The 14,196-nt window shown below is 72.3% G+C and carries 11 protein-coding genes; 7 read left to right on the top strand and 4 right to left on the bottom strand.

Features of this window, described 5'->3' with window-relative positions:
• Positions 1-128 precede the first annotated feature (128 nt).
• Entirely contained in the window at positions 129-2,792 is a 2,664-nt protein-coding gene (locus GXW76_RS00875) for a bifunctional acetate--CoA ligase family protein/GNAT family N-acetyltransferase (protein WP_246513817.1), read from the bottom strand.
• A 121-nt stretch (positions 2,793-2,913) separates the two neighbouring features.
• On the opposite strand from GXW76_RS00875, the gene GXW76_RS00870 reads away from it, so the two are divergent.
• On the top strand, positions 2,914-3,867 hold the full coding sequence (locus GXW76_RS00870; protein WP_211860085.1) for an alpha/beta hydrolase: 954 nt from the start codon (positions 2,914-2,916) through the stop codon (positions 3,865-3,867).
• Positions 3,868-4,041: 174 nt separating this feature from the next.
• Here the strand turns inward: GXW76_RS00870 and GXW76_RS00865 are convergent, their stop codons facing one another.
• On the bottom strand, positions 4,042-5,736 hold the full coding sequence (locus GXW76_RS00865) for an arylsulfatase (protein ID WP_211860083.1): 1,695 nt from the start codon (positions 5,734-5,736) through the stop codon (positions 4,042-4,044).
• Positions 5,737-5,995: 259 nt separating this feature from the next.
• Here GXW76_RS00865 and GXW76_RS00860 point away from each other — a divergent pair, with 259 nt between their 5' ends.
• Positions 5,996-6,967: a Bug family tripartite tricarboxylate transporter substrate binding protein gene (locus GXW76_RS00860; RefSeq protein ID WP_211860081.1), complete on the top strand. Its 972-nt coding sequence runs from the start codon at positions 5,996-5,998 to the stop codon at positions 6,965-6,967.
• A gap of 55 nt (positions 6,968-7,022) precedes the next feature.
• Here GXW76_RS00860 and GXW76_RS00855 read toward each other — a convergent pair whose 3' ends face one another.
• On the bottom strand, positions 7,023-8,453 hold the full coding sequence (locus GXW76_RS00855; protein ID WP_211860080.1) for an NAD(P)-binding domain-containing protein: 1,431 nt from the start codon (positions 8,451-8,453) through the stop codon (positions 7,023-7,025).
• 82 nt (positions 8,454-8,535) lie between these two features.
• Here GXW76_RS00855 and GXW76_RS00850 point away from each other — a divergent pair, with 82 nt between their 5' ends.
• The 3 genes from GXW76_RS00850 to GXW76_RS00840 all read left to right on the top strand — a co-directional run bounded on the left by GXW76_RS00850 (position 8,536) and on the right by GXW76_RS00840 (position 10,361).
• Entirely contained in the window at positions 8,536-9,003 is a 468-nt protein-coding gene (locus tag GXW76_RS00850) for a nuclear transport factor 2 family protein (protein WP_211860079.1), read from the top strand.
• A 128-nt stretch (positions 9,004-9,131) separates the two neighbouring features.
• Positions 9,132-9,818, top strand: a complete 687-nt coding sequence (locus GXW76_RS00845) for a Crp/Fnr family transcriptional regulator (RefSeq protein WP_211860078.1) — start codon at positions 9,132-9,134, stop codon at positions 9,816-9,818.
• A 141-nt stretch (positions 9,819-9,959) separates the two neighbouring features.
• Positions 9,960-10,361, top strand: a complete 402-nt coding sequence (locus tag GXW76_RS00840) for a hypothetical protein (RefSeq protein WP_211860077.1) — start codon at positions 9,960-9,962, stop codon at positions 10,359-10,361.
• A 23-nt stretch (positions 10,362-10,384) separates the two neighbouring features.
• Here the strand turns inward: GXW76_RS00840 and GXW76_RS00835 are convergent, their stop codons facing one another.
• Entirely contained in the window at positions 10,385-11,536 is a 1,152-nt protein-coding gene (locus GXW76_RS00835) for an amidohydrolase (protein WP_211860076.1), read from the bottom strand.
• Between GXW76_RS00835 and GXW76_RS00830 the strand changes: the two genes are divergently transcribed.
• Positions 11,535-13,412, top strand: coding sequence for an autotransporter assembly complex protein TamA (locus GXW76_RS00830; protein ID WP_211860074.1), 1,878 nt, complete (start codon positions 11,535-11,537; stop codon positions 13,410-13,412). The genes GXW76_RS00835 and GXW76_RS00830 overlap by 2 nt on opposite strands.
• A gap of 1 nt (position 13,413) precedes the next feature.
• The coding region (locus tag GXW76_RS00825) for a hypothetical protein (protein WP_456307096.1) at positions 13,414-14,196 on the top strand (783 nt) is incomplete at its 3' end.

Raw genomic sequence — 14,196 nt, 5'->3', positions numbered from 1 at the left:
GCACGACAGGGCGCATCCCGGCCGGGTGGCGTCGCCCGGTCGGGTGAGGATGCCGGCAAAGGCGGGAGCGCATGGCGGCTGCCGCGAGCCGGCGCGGAGGCCGGTGCGATCGACAGCGCGCACGGCAATCAGCCGGGCGGCGCGGGCCCGAGCGTCAGCCGCGCATCCATGACCTCCGCATCCTCGGCGTTGTTGCGCACGCGGAAGCCGAGGGCGCGAACGAAGGCGAGCATCGGCCTGTTCTCGGCCAGCACCTGGCCGGCCACCTCCCGCACGCCGACCGACCGGCCCCATTCGAAGAGCCGTTCCATCAGGTGCCGCGCCAAGCCCTGCCCTTTCCAGGTCGGGTCGACGATGATGGCGAATTCCGCCTCGGTGCTGCCGGGCTCGCGGATCAGGCGGGAGACGCCGACGGTGCGGTCGGGCCCGTCCGGCAACCGTTCCACCGCGACGAAGGCCATCTCGCGGTCGTAGTCGATCTGCGTCATGCGGGCGATCTGCGCCGCGCTGAGTTCGCCGAGCGCGGAGAAGAAGCGGTAGCGGATGTCGTCGCGCGAGAGGCGGGCGAAGGCCTCGGCATGGGCGGCGGCGTCCTCGGGGCGGATGGGGCGGACCGTCAACTCACGCCCGCCATGCCCGCGCCAGACCCGCGCCAGTTCCGCCGGATAGGGCGGGATGGCGAGCAGCGCCCGCTCGCCCTCCGGGCGCAGCGTGATCGAGGAGTCGAGCGCCAGCACGCCCTCGGTGTCGGCCAGCAGCGGGTTGATCCCGCAGGATTCGATCTCGGGGAAGTCCACCGCCACCTGCGACAGGCGCACCAGCGCATCGGCGATGGCCGGGACATTTGCCGGCGCGTGGTCGCGCCAGCCATCGAGCAGCCGCGCGGTGCGGGTGCGCCCGATCAGCGCCCTGGCGAGCGCGAGATTCAAGGGCGGCAGGTCGAAGCCCTCGTCCGGGTCGATGTCGGCGGCGGTGCCGCCGCGGCCGAAGCCGATCCAGGGGCCGAACATGGCATCGTCGCCGAGGCGCAGGCGCAGTTCCTGCCCCTTGCCCGCCTGCCGTTGCACCAGGAAGCCGGTCAGCCGCGCCTCGGGGCGCGCCGCGGCGACGTGCGCCGCCATCCGCGTCGCCGCCTCGCGGACCGCGTCGGCCGACATCAGGCCGAGCGCCACGCCGCCGACCTCCGTCTTGCGCGGCAGGTCGGGGCTCAGGATCTTCAGCACCACCGGGAAGCCGAGCATGGCGGCGGCAGCGGCCGCCTCCTCAGGTCCCGCGACACCGCGGCCGGGCACGGTCGGCAGGCCGTAGGCGGCGAGGACCGAGAGCGCCTCCTCCTCCGTCAGTTCGAGCCGGCCGGCGGCGCGCACACGGGCGAAGACGCGCGCCGCATGGGCACGGTCCGGCGCCAGGTCCAGCACCTCGCGGGCCGGAAGTTCGGCGGCGGCGGCGCGGTTGCGGCGGTCCTGCGCCAGGTGGAGGGCGCCACGCACCGCGCCCTCGGGCGAGGCGAAGACGGCGACGCCCGCGGCGGCCAGCAGGGCGCGCTGGGCGCCGGCCGTCGCCTGGCCCACCCAGCCGACCAGGATCGGCGCGCCGCGATTGGCCTTCACCGCGGCGGCGAGGGTCTCCCGCACCACCGCCGCGTCTTCCGCCGGCGCGGGAGCGTGCAGGGCGACCACGGCATCCACCTCGGGCAGGGCGGCGAGCATCGCCGCGGCCTCCCCCAGTCGCCCGGCGGCCGCGGGGCCGAGGGCGAGCGGATTGGGCCCGCGCCAGCCCTCCGGCAGCCCGATGGCGAGCGCGGCCATGGCCGCCTCCTCCGGTGCCGCGAGCCGGGCACCGCCGGCGAGCACCGCATCGGCCGCCAGGGCGCCGAGGCCGATGCCGTTGGTCACGATGGCGATGCGGTCGCCGGCCCCGGTGGCACGGGGGGAGACACGGACGCGCGCCAGGGTCTCGGCGGCGGTGAGGAAGTCCTCGAGCCCGCGGACGCGCAGGACGCCGGCGCGGCGCAGCGCCGCCTCCATCACCTCGTCGGCGAGGCCGCTGCCGTCCGCGAGGCGGCCGCCGGCGCGGATCGCGACCACGGGGCGGGTGCGCGCCGCGGCTCGCGTCGCGGAGATGAACATGCGCCGGTTCTTGATCCGGCGCAGGTCGAGCAGGATCGCGCCGGTCCCCGAATCCCGCGCGAGCCAGTCGAGCACCCGCGCGAAGCCCAGTTCCTGGTTGCCGCCGATGCCGATGACGTGGCTGAAGCCGACCGATTCCGCGGCGGCCCAGTCCAGCACGGCGCGGGCGATGGCCGAGGATTGCGTGACCAGCGCAAGCCGGCCCTTGGCCGGCGGGATGTGGCTCAGCGTCGCATTGAGCCCGATCGAGGGCACCGCGACGCCGAAGGAGCCCTGGCCGAGCGCCCTCACTCCGGTCCGGGCCGAGGCCTCCGCCAGGTCTGGCGCCGGCCCCGGCACCACCGCGGCGAAGCAGCCGCGCGCGGCGAGCGCGGCCATGGCGCCTTCGAGTTCGGCCGGCGGCAGGCAGAGCACGGCAAGATCCGGCGAGACGGGCAGCGTTTCGACCGAAGCGGCCGGCTCGAATCCTTCCGGGGCGGCGCCGATGGCGAAAAGCCGGCCGTGAAAGCCGCCGGCCGCCAGGTTGCGCGCGAGGATCGGCGCCTCGGCGCTGCCTTCGGCGGCCAGCAGGACCAGGTTCTGCGGGCGCAGCAGCGACTTTTCGCGGAAGCCCCCCGAGCGGGACGGCATGGTGAAAACGTCAGGCATTGTGCGGTGCAGCATGCCCGCAGCCTCCTGTCGCCGCAACGGCGGAACCGTGGCAGCGCGGAGGCGGGAGCGCCACCCCCTTGCCGGCGGGCGCGCCCGCCCCTCCACTGGCGTCCGGCCAGGAGAGGAGACAAGCATGAGCCAGGACCGCTGGGACCCCGAGATGCGCGCCTTCACGGCGATGATGGAGGAGCGCGGCCGCGCCTTCCCGCCGATCGTCATGGAACCGCCGCTGGATGCGGCGCGCGCGTCGAATGACGGGCCTGGCCTGGCACTGGCGGCCGCGGGTGGGCCGCGCATGGCGGAAACCGGCGACCGTTGGCTGGCGGTCCGCGGGCGGCGGCTGGCCTGCCGGGTGAACCGGCCAACGACCGGCAAGCCCCTGCCCGTGATGGTCTACATCCATGGCGGCGGCTGGGTCTGGGGCAGCATCGACACTCATGACCACATCATGCGCGGCTATGCGGCGGCCTCGGGCTGCGCCGTGGTGGGGCCGGACTATGCGCTGAGCCCGGAGGCGCCCTTCCCCCAGGCACTCGAGGAATGTGCCGCGGTGGTGCGCTGGGTGGCGAGGAATGGAGCGGAATGGGGGCTCGACCCGACGCGCATCGTGGTGGGCGGGGATTCGGCGGGCGGGAACCTCGCCGTCGCGACGGCATTGCTGCTGCGGGAGACCGATCCGGACCTGAAGCTGCGCGGGCTGCTGCTGAACTACGGGGTGTTCGATTCACGCCTCGACACCGCGTCCTATGAGGAATTCGCCACCGGCCACACGCTGACGCGCGAGAAGATGGATTTCTACTGGCGCTGCTACGCGCTGCGGGATGCGGACCGGCTGCATCCGCTGGCCGCGCCGCTGCGCGCGGACCTCGCGGGCCTGCCGCCCTGCCTGCTGCATGTCGCGGAACTCGACGTGCTGGCGAGCGAGAACTTCGCCATGGAGAAGCGGCTGCGCGAGGCGGGCGTGGAGGTCGAGGCGACCACCTTCCCCGGCGTGCTGCACGGGTTCCTGCGCTCGATGGGGCATGTGAAGCAGGCCGACCGCGCCATCGCCGAGGCGGGGGAGTGGTTGAGACGCGTGTTGAAGTAAGGCCCCCAGAGGGAGTCCCTCCTCGGCACTTCCACGGCGAGAGAGTCCACCAGTTCAATCAATGACAGGCTGGCCGAAGCTGGAGCGCATTCCACTTGCGTGGAACCGCCCCAGCCCAGGTCCGGACCCGCGTGTCCGATCGTCCGGAAAATCCACGTACGAACGAGACCTACGCTAGTTGTGGCCGCCCCTTGCCCGCTCGATCGCCGCCTCGATCTGCGCCTTCACCGCCTCCATGTTGAAGGAGGCACCGCGCTGCATCGGCGGGAACTCGACAAAGCTCTGCGCGTAGCGCGCCACTTCCTGCTGGACGAAGACGAAGCGCCAGAAGTTGTTCAGGAAGAAGGTGTAGAAATTCAGGGAGCCGTTGGCGCCGTTCGGCAGGCCCATCCTCTCGAACGGATCGAGCCGCAGGTTGACGATGATCGGCCAGTCCAGTCGTACCGTACCGCCTAGCCAGCCCTGCGGCTGGTCCGTAAAGCGATACTTGTAGTCGCCGATCCGCACCGCGCTCAGCGTGCCTTCCGTGAAGTAGAAGACCTCGTTGCGGTTGGACGGCCCCCGGCCTGTCAGCATGGGAAGCTGGTTGTAGCCATCGAGGTAGACGCGATAGGTGCGTCCGCCCAGGTCCCGGCCCGCCCGCAACTGATCGCGGATTTCCGCGTTGCCGGCCGCGGCGAGCAGCGTCGGGAACCAGTCGAGCCCCGACATGATGCCATTCTCCACGACGCCAGCCGGTATGCGCTCGGGCCAGCGAACGATCATCGGTACCCGCACGCCGCCTTCGAGCGCCGTGCCCTTGCCGCCAGCGAAGGGCGTATTGCCGCCATCGGGCCAGGTGAAGTTCTCGGCGCCGTTGTCGGTGGTGAAGACGACGATGGTATTCTCGGCCAGCCCACGCTGTTGCAGGTGGTTCATCACCGCGCCGATGTTGTCGTCCATCTGCGCCATGCCGGCCTCCGAGATCGACCAGCCATTCTCCGCATTGCGCCGGCCTTCGTATTCCGGAGAAAGGTGTGTTTCGACGTGCATGCGCGTCGGGTTCATCCAGACGAAGAACGGCCGGTTGGCCGCCACCGACTGGTCGATGAAGCGGATCACGTTGTCGCGGATGACCTCGTCGAAGGTCGTCATGTTGTACTGGATGTTGGGCATGGGACGCGGCGGCAACGGGCCTTCGTCCACGATGCGCTGGCGGCCGACGCGGCCCCAGCGGGGGTGTACGGTCGCGTCGTCCACGTCCGTGGCGAAGGACCGCACGAGATTGCGCGGGCCCACCGTATCCCGCAGCGCCGGCGGAAAGGTCGGGTAGAACGGGTCCTGCATGGCATCGAGGTGATAGAGGTAGCCGAAGAACTCATCGAAGCCGTGCATGGTCGGCAGGAACGGGTTGAGATCGCCGAGGTGGTTCTTGCCGAACTGCGCGGTGGCGTAGCCCTGGGCGCGCAGCGCGGTCGCGATGGTGGGTGCAGCCGCCGGCATGCCGACCGTCGCACCCGCCTGGCCGACCGTGGTCAGCCCCGTGCGGATCGGCAACTGGCCGGTGATGAAGTTGGCGCGCCCCGCGGTGCAGGACGGCTCCGCGTAGTAGTCGGTGAATATCATCCCTTCCGCCGCCAGCCGATCGAGACTGGGCGTGCGTGCCGCCATCAGCCCGCGGTGATAGGCGCCGATGTTCCACATGCCGACATCGTCACCCATGATGAACACGATGTTCGGCGGCCGTTGCTGCTGCGTTGCTTGCGCGGCTGCGGCCGGTGCGGGCGGCTGCGCGGGTGGTGCCTGAGCAGCCGCAAGGTTGAGGCTGCCACACACTGCCAGAGCACCAAGCGCGCTGCCTATCAGGGCGCGGCGAAAGACTGTCGCCATCGTGACAACCCTCCGAGGTGTTGGAATGAGCCGATCCGGCGCCGGCACGACAACGGCAATGCGCTGCCGAGCGGGGAGTTCTAGCCTCATTATGACGGAGTAACGACACCAAAGACCGCCGATGACGCGCCTGTTACCCCCTGATGCGGCACATCAAGACCGGCACGGCCGGCGGAAGCCGGACACGCGGCCGCCGCCCTGGCGTTCGGGAGGGATCGGGGATAGGACGCCCTCGTCCTCAAACGAAGCGAAAACGTCCATGACCCTCATCGCACGCAGAGCCGCGCTGGCCGGTCTCGGCACGCTCCTTGCCGCGCCCGCGCTGCGCGCGCAGGGATGGCAGCCGACCCGGCCCATCAGGATCATCGTCACCTATCCGCCCGGCGGGGTGAACGACATCGTCGCGCGCATCATCGCCGAGCCGCTGTCGCGCGAGCTGCACCAGCCGGTGGTGATCGAGAACCGCGCCGGTGCCGGCGGCAACATCGGCACGCAGGCGGCGGCGCAGGCGGATGCCGACGGCTACACGATCCTGTTCGGCACCACCGCATTGTTCGGGGTGAATCCGATCGTCTACGCGAGTTCCGGCGTGGATGCGGTGCGCGACTTCACCAGCCTCGGGCTGATCGGGGAAGTGGCGAACGTGCTCTCCGTCATCCCCGGCCGCGTGCAGGCGACGAACCTGCAGGGCTTCATCGAGGAAGCGAAGCGCCGGCCGCTGATCTTCGGCTCGGTGGGGAACGGGTCGTCCTCGCACCTTTCGTGCGCAGTGTTCATGAAGATGGCAGGGATCGAGGCGACGCACGTGCCCTATCGCGGGTCGTCCCCGCTGGTGGCGGCGCTGCTGGCGAAGGAAGTGGATTTCGGCTTCGACACCACCGCGACCTCCACCGCGCATATCCGTTCCGGCGCCTTCCGCGCGCTGGCGGTGACGACGACGACGCGCGCAAGCGCGCTGCCCGACGTGCCGACGATGCAGGAGGGCGGGCTCGCGGGCTATGACCTCGGCATCTGGTTCAACCTGGCGGTGCCGAAGCGGACGCCCGCGCCGGTGGTGGCGCGGCTGCGCGAGGCGCTGGCCGCCACCCGCACGCAGCAGACGGCGGACCGCCTGCGCACCGCCTTCGTCGAGCCGATGAACGTGCCGGCCGCCGAAAGCGACGCCTGGATCGCCGCCAGCGCCGCCCGCTGGCAGACGATCGCGCGCGAGGCCCGCATCACCGCCGACTGAGTATCCAGAAAAGGGAGGGGGATTCGGGGGAGGTTCCCCTCCCCCGACCTGCTTTCTAGAGCTCGACCCCCGGCCACTCGTCGCCGTTGATTTCGGGCTCATTGAAGGCCGCGTGCTTCGCCGCGTGGTATTCGATATCCGCCGCCAGCAGCCGGGCGCAGATGGCGCGAGTGAGCCGCTGCGCCCCGCCGCTGATCGCCGGGATGTCGCCGGTGAGTTTCCCGTGGCTGAGCGTCGCCGCGAAGTTGAAGCAATGCAGGCGCGCGAGGTGCGGCGCCGTGCCCGGGATGCGCGGGGTGAAGGCGAAGCCTTCGTCGAGCCAGGGATTGAGGCCGAGCGCCTCGTCGCGTTCGTGCTCCGGCGGCGTGTAGGCGTCGCGCCAGAGGCGGATCTGATCCGCGATGGCGCCGAGTTCTGAGCGCAGCGAGGCATCCTGCAGGAAGCCGGTGCCGAGGATGGTGAAATCCGCGCGGATCTCGCCCTTCGGCGTCTTCAGCAGCAGCGCCTCGCCGTCGCGCGTCACGCATTCGATGCCGGCGCCCATCCGGATCGCGGCATTGGCGTGGGCGGAGACGCGGCGGACGCTTTCGTGGGGCGGCGGCGTCTGGCGGCGCTCGACGGACAGCGCGAGGCGCCAGCGCCATTCGGCGGGCAGGGCGTGCCAGCCGTGCCAGGTGCCGCGGCCTTCCAGCGACTTACCGGAATTGACCCGCGGCAGGCGCTGCCGGCGCAGCAGCATGGTCATGCGGCCGCAGCCGGCTTCCAGTGCCGCCGCCGCGTTGTCGAAGGCCGAGGCGCCGGCACCGATGACGACGACATGCTTGCCGGCGATCGCCGCGAAGTCGATCGCATCGGCCGAATGCGCCCAAAGCGCCCCGCGCCATTCCGGCGCGAAGCCGGGCAGCAGGCGCGGCCCGCCGAGGCCATCGCGCCCCGTCGCGAGCACGACATGGCGCGCATGGGCGGTGGTGCCGTCGCTCAGCGCCAGCCGGAACACCGCGCCATTCGGTTCGATGCGCGCGACCGCGATGCCGTTGCGCACATCCAGCCCGGAGACGCGGCGATACCAGCGCAGGTAGTCCATCCATGCCGGCGTCGGGATCTTGCCGAGGCTTTCCCAGCCGGCGGCGCCGTGCTGCGCCTCGTGCCAGGCGCGGAAGGTCAGGTCCGGCAGGCCGAGCGCCGGCCCGGCCAGTTGCTTCGGGCTGCGCAGCGTCCGCATCCGGGCGTAGGTGGCCCAGGGGCCTTCATCGCCCTCGGGCGCGGGGTCGAAGAGCGCGACCCGCGGCACCCCTTCCCGCCTCAGCGCGAAGCCGGCCGAGAGCCCCGCCATGCCCGCGCCGAGCACCGCGACGTCGAGCGCCACCGTGCCGTCCGGCGCCGTCGTCGGCGGCACCCAGTCGGTCGAAGGCTCCTGGAGGCGCTCCAGGCTTTCGGCGAGGCGGGCCTCGAGCGCGAGGAGGCCGGGGGCGGGATCATGCTGCATCGCGGAAGGAGTAGCCCGGCCAGGTGCTGGGCGGAAAGCGGCGGCGGGGCCTATCCTGCATGCCGAACAAGGGAAATGCCCGATGAGAAGCCTCGAGGACCGGCTCCGCGCCGTGGAGGACCAACTCGCCATCGCCGACCTCCGCGCCCGCTACTGCCACCTGCTCGACGGGCGGCAATGGGCGGAGTTCATCGACCTCTTCACCGAGGACGGGGTGTTCGAGGGGCTGACCGCAGTGCGCGGCCGCGCCGCACTGACCGAGTTCTTCGCGCGGCGCGTGCCGGCGATGACCGAGGAGTTCTGGCATTTCTGCTCCAACGGCACGGTGGTGCTGGACGGGGACCGCGCGACGGGGCGGATCTCGATGGAATACCTCTCGGTGATGAACGGCGTGTCCTACGTCTCGGCCGGGCACTATGACGACGAGATGGTGAAGCAGGACGGCGTGTGGCGCTTCGCGGCGCGGCGGATCACCTTCTACTTCCTCGCGCCGCTGCACGAGGGCTGGGCCGGCAGGCCCTTCCACAATCCCGCGGCGGCGGGCCGGTAGCGACACGGCCGCGCAAAGCCGCGCCGGGCGTGGCATGCTCGCCGCCGATGCCCCGCGAACCGGTCCCGGACGCCGCAACGCTCACCTGCGAAGGCTGCCCCGCGCGGCCTCGGGGGCTTTGCGCCCCCATGCGATCGCCGGAGGCGCTCCTCGCGCTGGAGACGGCCCGCCGGCGGCCCATCGCCCTGCCGGCCGGGACCGCCGTGTACCGCCAGGGGGAGCCGGTGCAGGACGCGCTCAACCTCATCTCCGGCTGGGTCATGCTGGCGCAGACGCTGCCGGACGGGCGGCGGCAGATCCTGCGCTTCCTGCTGCCGGGCGCCCTGTTCGGGCTGATGCCGACCGGCCAGGCGACCCATTCCCACAGTGCCGAGGCGCTGACGCCCGCGCTGGTCTGCCCCCTGCCACTCGAAGCCCTGCACCGGCTGCGCCATGCCTGGCCGGGTTTCGACGACCGCATCCTCTGGACCATCGAACGCGACGCCGCCCTGATCGCGGAACGGCTGACGACCGTGGGCCAGCGCGACGCGCTGGCGCGGGTCGCGCACCTGCTGCTGGAACTCGTCGCCCGCGCGCAGCGGCGCTTCCCGCCGGAACCCGGCCGTGCCGTGCCCGTGCCGCTGACCAATCGCCTGATCGGCGACGCCACCGGCCTCACCCCCGAACACGTCAGCCGGATGCTGCGGACCCTGCGGGAGCAGGGGATCGTCACCCTGCTGCACCGCCGGGTCGTCGTGCAGGATGCGGCGCGCCTGGTGGCGCTGGCCGATCCGCCGAAAGGGCTGCTCGGCCTCTGGAGCGATCCGGCACCGTGACGCCACCCTTGCGTGCGGAGACGGGGGCCGGCGTCACTTTGGCGTGTGCTTGATCTGGATTAGTGCACGGCGCCCCGCGATCCCCGATTGCCATCGCGGGGGTGCCCCCGAGCCCCCCACGAACCAGAAGGAGGGCACTTCATGGATCAAGGCCAGACGATGTCGCCGGGTGGACCGACCAGCACGGCGCCGATCGGATTTCCGGCCCTCGCGAACGGGGAAGCGATCCCGCGCCTCGCCGCGACCATGATCAAGGAAGGCATGGATTTCGTCGCGGACCGCCTGCGCGCGGATTCACGGACGATCGATGAGATGCGCTGCTGCGGCAACATCATGGACCTGGCGGCGCTACAGCAACGCTGGTTCGCGGAGGCCACGCAGGACTATTCCGACGCGGCGACGCGGCTGTTCGAGCACGCCATGGAACTCGCCTCGACGACGCTGCCGGAGACGACCGCCGAACCACCCGCCGCAGAGCCCCCCGCGCCCCCGCGCGCCAGCCGTGCGCCGCGCGCGCCGGACCAGCCGGTCGCGGCCGAATAGACGGGGGCGGATGCGGGCGGGGGTCAGCCGCCCGCCAGCGCCCGCTTCGCCGCCTCGGCCAGGAATTTCGAGGCCGTCGGCAGGATCTCGTCGTTGAAGTCGTAGAGCGGGTTGTGCAGTTCGCACCCGTTCTCCGCCGGCCCGTTGCCGATCCAGACGAAGGCACCGGGCACCTGCTTCAGGTACCAGGAGAAATCCTCGCCGGTCATGGCGGGGAGGACGTCCCTGCGCACCTCGGTGACGGCGGCGGCGGCCTCGGCCGCAAGGTCGCGCTCGGCCGCGTGGTTCGCCGTGACCATCACGCCCGCATTGAAGGTGAAGTTCGCGTGGACGCCGTAGGTCGCCGCGACGCCCTGGGCGATGCGGTCGAGGCTCTCGCGGATCGTCTCGCCATCCGCGTCGCGCAGCCAGCGCGCGGTGCCCTTGAGCGTCACGCGGGCGGTGATCTGGTTCTGCGCCTCCCCGCCCTCGACCACGGTGATGCTGACGACGCCGCCGTTCAGCGGGTCGAGGTTGCGCGCGACGATCGACTGCACGGCGACGATGGCGTGGCCCGCCGCGATCATCGGGTCCCGCGTCAGGTGCGGCAGCGCGGCATGGCCGGCATGGCCCTCGAAGACGATCTGGAAGCGCGCCCCGGCGGCCATCACGGCGCGCTCATGCACGCCGATGGTCCCGGCCGGCAGGCCCGGCCAGTTGTGCCAGCCGAAGATGCGGTCCATCGGGAAACGTTCGAACAGCCCGTCGGCGATCATGGACCTGGCGCCGCCCCCGCCTTCCTCGGCGGGCTGGAAGACCAGGCGCACCGTGCCGGTCCAGCTCGGGTCGTCCAGCAGCACCTTCGCCGCGCCGAGCAGCGCCGTGGTGTGCCCGTCATGCCCGCAGGCGTGCATCACGCCGGGCACCGTGGACTTCCAGGCGATGTTCTCGTTCTGCTCCTGGATCGGCAGCGCATCCATGTCGGCGCGCAGGCCGACCGAGCGGTTGCCGCCGCCCCGCCGCAGCGTCGCCACCACGCCGTGGCCGCCGACATTCTCGGCGATGTCGGTGACGCCCATCTCCTTCAGCCGGGCGACGACGAACGCCGCCGTCTCGCCTTCGTGAAGGGTCAGGCCGGGGTTGGCGTGCAGATGCCGTCGCCAGGAGGTAAGGGTCGCGGAAAGATCGGTGTGCATGATTCGCGAATCCTATCCCGCCGTGCGACGGCGCACCACCGGCTCCGGCGCGGCCTGGGCGGTGCTCGTGTCGCTGCTCGCCTGCCCGGCCATGGCACAGGAGGAACCGCCCGACCTGCCCTATACGGCCGAGGTCGCGCCACTCGATGATTCCGGGCTGCGCGCGACCGCCGAGGCCGTGGCCCAGACCATTCGCCTGCGCGAGCGCGCGCCCACCGACGCCTTCGGCCTGATAGGCCGCGTCCGCGCCGACCTGCCCCGGCTGATGGAGGCGCTGCGCGCCGAAGGCTTCTGGGGCGGTTCCGTCGCCGCCACCATCGCCGGCCTGCAGCCCGACGACCCCGGCCTGCCCGCCCTGCTGCAGCGCGCGACGGAGCCGGTGCCGGTGGTGCTGACCCTGACCCCGGGGCCGCGCTACCTCATCGGCCGGATCGCCATCGCCGCCGAACCCGAAGCGGCCGCCGGGCCGGTGCGGGAGGCCGCCGCCGCCTCGGGCCTCGCCGAGGGCGATCCGGCCCGCGCGGAGGCGGTGCTCTCCGCCGAGACGGCGATCCGCGACGCGCTGCGCCGGTCGGGGCATCCGCTCGCCGCCGTGGCCGGGCGGGAGGTCTGGGTGGACCACGACCGCCGCGCCATGGACATCGCCTGGCGCTTCGCCCCCGGCCCGCGCGCGACCTTCGCCGCGCCCGAGGTCACCGGCCAGGTCCGCACCCATGCCGGCCTGCTGCAGCGCACCGCGGCCCGGCAGATCGAAGGGCGCGACTATTCCCCCGCCGCGCTGGAACGCGCCCGCCGCGCCCTGGTCGCCCTCGGCGTCTTCGAAAGCGTGCGGGCCGAGCCCGCCAGCGCGCTCACGCCCGACAACCGGCTGCCGGTCACCTTCCATGTCTCCGAACGGCCGCTGCGGGCGATCGGCGGCACGGTGTCCTACGAGACCAACTACGGCCTCGGCATCAGCGCCTTCTGGGAGCACCGCAACCTCTTCGGCGGCGCCGAGCGGCTGCGGCTGGAGGCCGAGGCCGCCCGCCTGAGCGAAAGCAGCTTCGGCAACGCCACCTACCGCGCCTTCGCCACCCTGACCCTGCCGGAGATCTGGCGCTACGACGCGCGGCTGACCGCCCGCGTCGGGGCGGTGCGCGAATTGCTCGAAGCCTATGACCGGGAGGCGATCCTCGTCTCCGCGCTGGCCGAGCGGCGGCTGTCGGAGCGCCTCGCATTGCAGGGTGGTCCGCTCTACGAGACCGGACGCATCGGGCGCTACGGCGTGCTCGAGGATTTCTCGCTGCTCGGCTTCGTCGCCGGGTTGCGGTGGGACGACACGACGAGCCTGCTCGACCCGACCAGCGGGGTGCGCGCCGCGGTGACGGCGACGCCCTACTGGTCGATCCAGGACGGCAGCACCTTCACGCGACTGCTCGCGGTGGGCAGCACCTATCTCGACGTGACGGGGGATGCCCGCGGGGTGTTGGCGCTGCGCGGGGCGCTGGGCGCGACGGTGGGCGCGACGCGGGACCAGATCACCCTCGACAAGCGGTTCTATTCGGGCGGCGGCGGGTCGGTGCGCGGCTACACCTTCCAGTCGATCGGGCCGCGCGATGCCGGCAACCGGCCGCTCGGCGGGGCGAGCCTGATGGAATTCGCGGTCGAGTGGCGGCAGCGCATCTCCGGCCCGTGGGGGGCGGTGGCCTTCGTGGATGCGGGCAGCGTCGGGGAAGATTCCTACCCCGGCAGCGGCGACTTCCGCGTCGGCGTGGGCCTCGGAATGCGCTACCTGACGGCGATCGGGCCGATCCGCGTCGATGTCGGCGTGCCGCTCAATCCCGAGCGCGGCGATCCGGCCTATGCGCTCTATGTCGGCATCGGGCAGGCTTTCTGACATGCGCCGCATCCTCCGCGCTCTCCTGTTGACCCTGCTGGCGCTGCCGGTCCTTGCGCTGGTGCTGCTGGGCGGGGCGCTGGTCTGGGCGAATGGGGAAGGCGGGCGGCGGACCCTCGCCCGGCTGGCCGGGGATTTCGTGCCGGGGCTGACGGTCGAGGGGCTGACGGGTCCCCTGCCCGGCCGCATCGGTGTGGCGCGCCTGGCCATGGCCGATGCCGAGGGCACCTGGGTCGAGTTGGAAGACGCGCAGGTCGCCCTGGACCTGATGGCGCTGCTGCGGCGGGAGGCGCGGATCACCGCCATCACCGCCCGCCGCGTGGTGCTGCATCGCCTGCCGCCGGGCGACGGCACGCCGCCCCCGCCGCCCGAGCCGGATGCGCCGCTGATCCCGGCGATGCCGGAATTGCCCGTCGCGCTGCGGCTCGACCGGCTGGCGGTGGAGCGCATCGAACTGGGCGCGCCGGTGATGGGCGTCGCCGCCGTGCTGGCCATCGAGGGGGAGGCCGGGCTTGAAGCCGGGCGTCTCTCGGCGCGGCTGGCGGCGCGGCGGCTGGATGCGCCGGCGGAGGCGCTGGTCGCGTTGGACCTGGCCCCAGGCGCGGACCGGCTGACGGCGCGGCTCGATGCCAGTGAGCCGGCGGATGGGCTGCTCGGCACGCTGCTCGGCCTGCCGGGGCGGGCAGCGCGGGCAAGGCTGACGCTCGACGGGCCGGCGAGCGGGGCGCGGCTCTCGCTCGATGCGGCGCTGGGCGACGACGTGACGCTGACTGCCTCGGGCGAG

This window comes from Neoroseomonas soli, from assembly GCF_018129065.1.
In the GTDB taxonomy this organism is placed as follows: domain Bacteria; phylum Pseudomonadota; class Alphaproteobacteria; order Acetobacterales; family Acetobacteraceae; genus Neoroseomonas; species Neoroseomonas soli.
This window is presented reverse-complemented; position numbering and strand designations above follow the sequence as displayed.

Excerpts from the sequence above, each read along its gene's own strand:
- GXW76_RS00845 (WP_211860078.1), top strand. The coding sequence starts at position 9,132 with ATGCGATCGCCGGAGGCGCTCCTCGCGCTGGAGACGGCCCGCCGGCGG.
- GXW76_RS00865 (WP_211860083.1), bottom strand. The coding sequence starts at position 5,736 with ATGGCGACAGTCTTTCGCCGCGCCCTGATAGGCAGCGCGCTTGGTGCT.
- GXW76_RS00875 (WP_246513817.1), bottom strand. The coding sequence starts at position 2,792 with ATGCTGCACCGCACAATGCCTGACGTTTTCACCATGCCGTCCCGCTCG.
- GXW76_RS00835 (WP_211860076.1), bottom strand. The coding sequence starts at position 11,536 with ATGCACACCGATCTTTCCGCGACCCTTACCTCCTGGCGACGGCATCTG.
- GXW76_RS00850 (WP_211860079.1), top strand. The coding sequence starts at position 8,536 with ATGAGAAGCCTCGAGGACCGGCTCCGCGCCGTGGAGGACCAACTCGCC.
- GXW76_RS00855 (WP_211860080.1), bottom strand. The coding sequence starts at position 8,453 with ATGCAGCATGATCCCGCCCCCGGCCTCCTCGCGCTCGAGGCCCGCCTC.
- GXW76_RS00840 (WP_211860077.1), top strand. The coding sequence starts at position 9,960 with ATGGATCAAGGCCAGACGATGTCGCCGGGTGGACCGACCAGCACGGCG.
- GXW76_RS00830 (WP_211860074.1), top strand. The coding sequence starts at position 11,535 with ATGATTCGCGAATCCTATCCCGCCGTGCGACGGCGCACCACCGGCTCC.
- GXW76_RS00870 (WP_211860085.1), top strand. The coding sequence starts at position 2,914 with ATGAGCCAGGACCGCTGGGACCCCGAGATGCGCGCCTTCACGGCGATG.
- GXW76_RS00860 (WP_211860081.1), top strand. The coding sequence starts at position 5,996 with ATGACCCTCATCGCACGCAGAGCCGCGCTGGCCGGTCTCGGCACGCTC.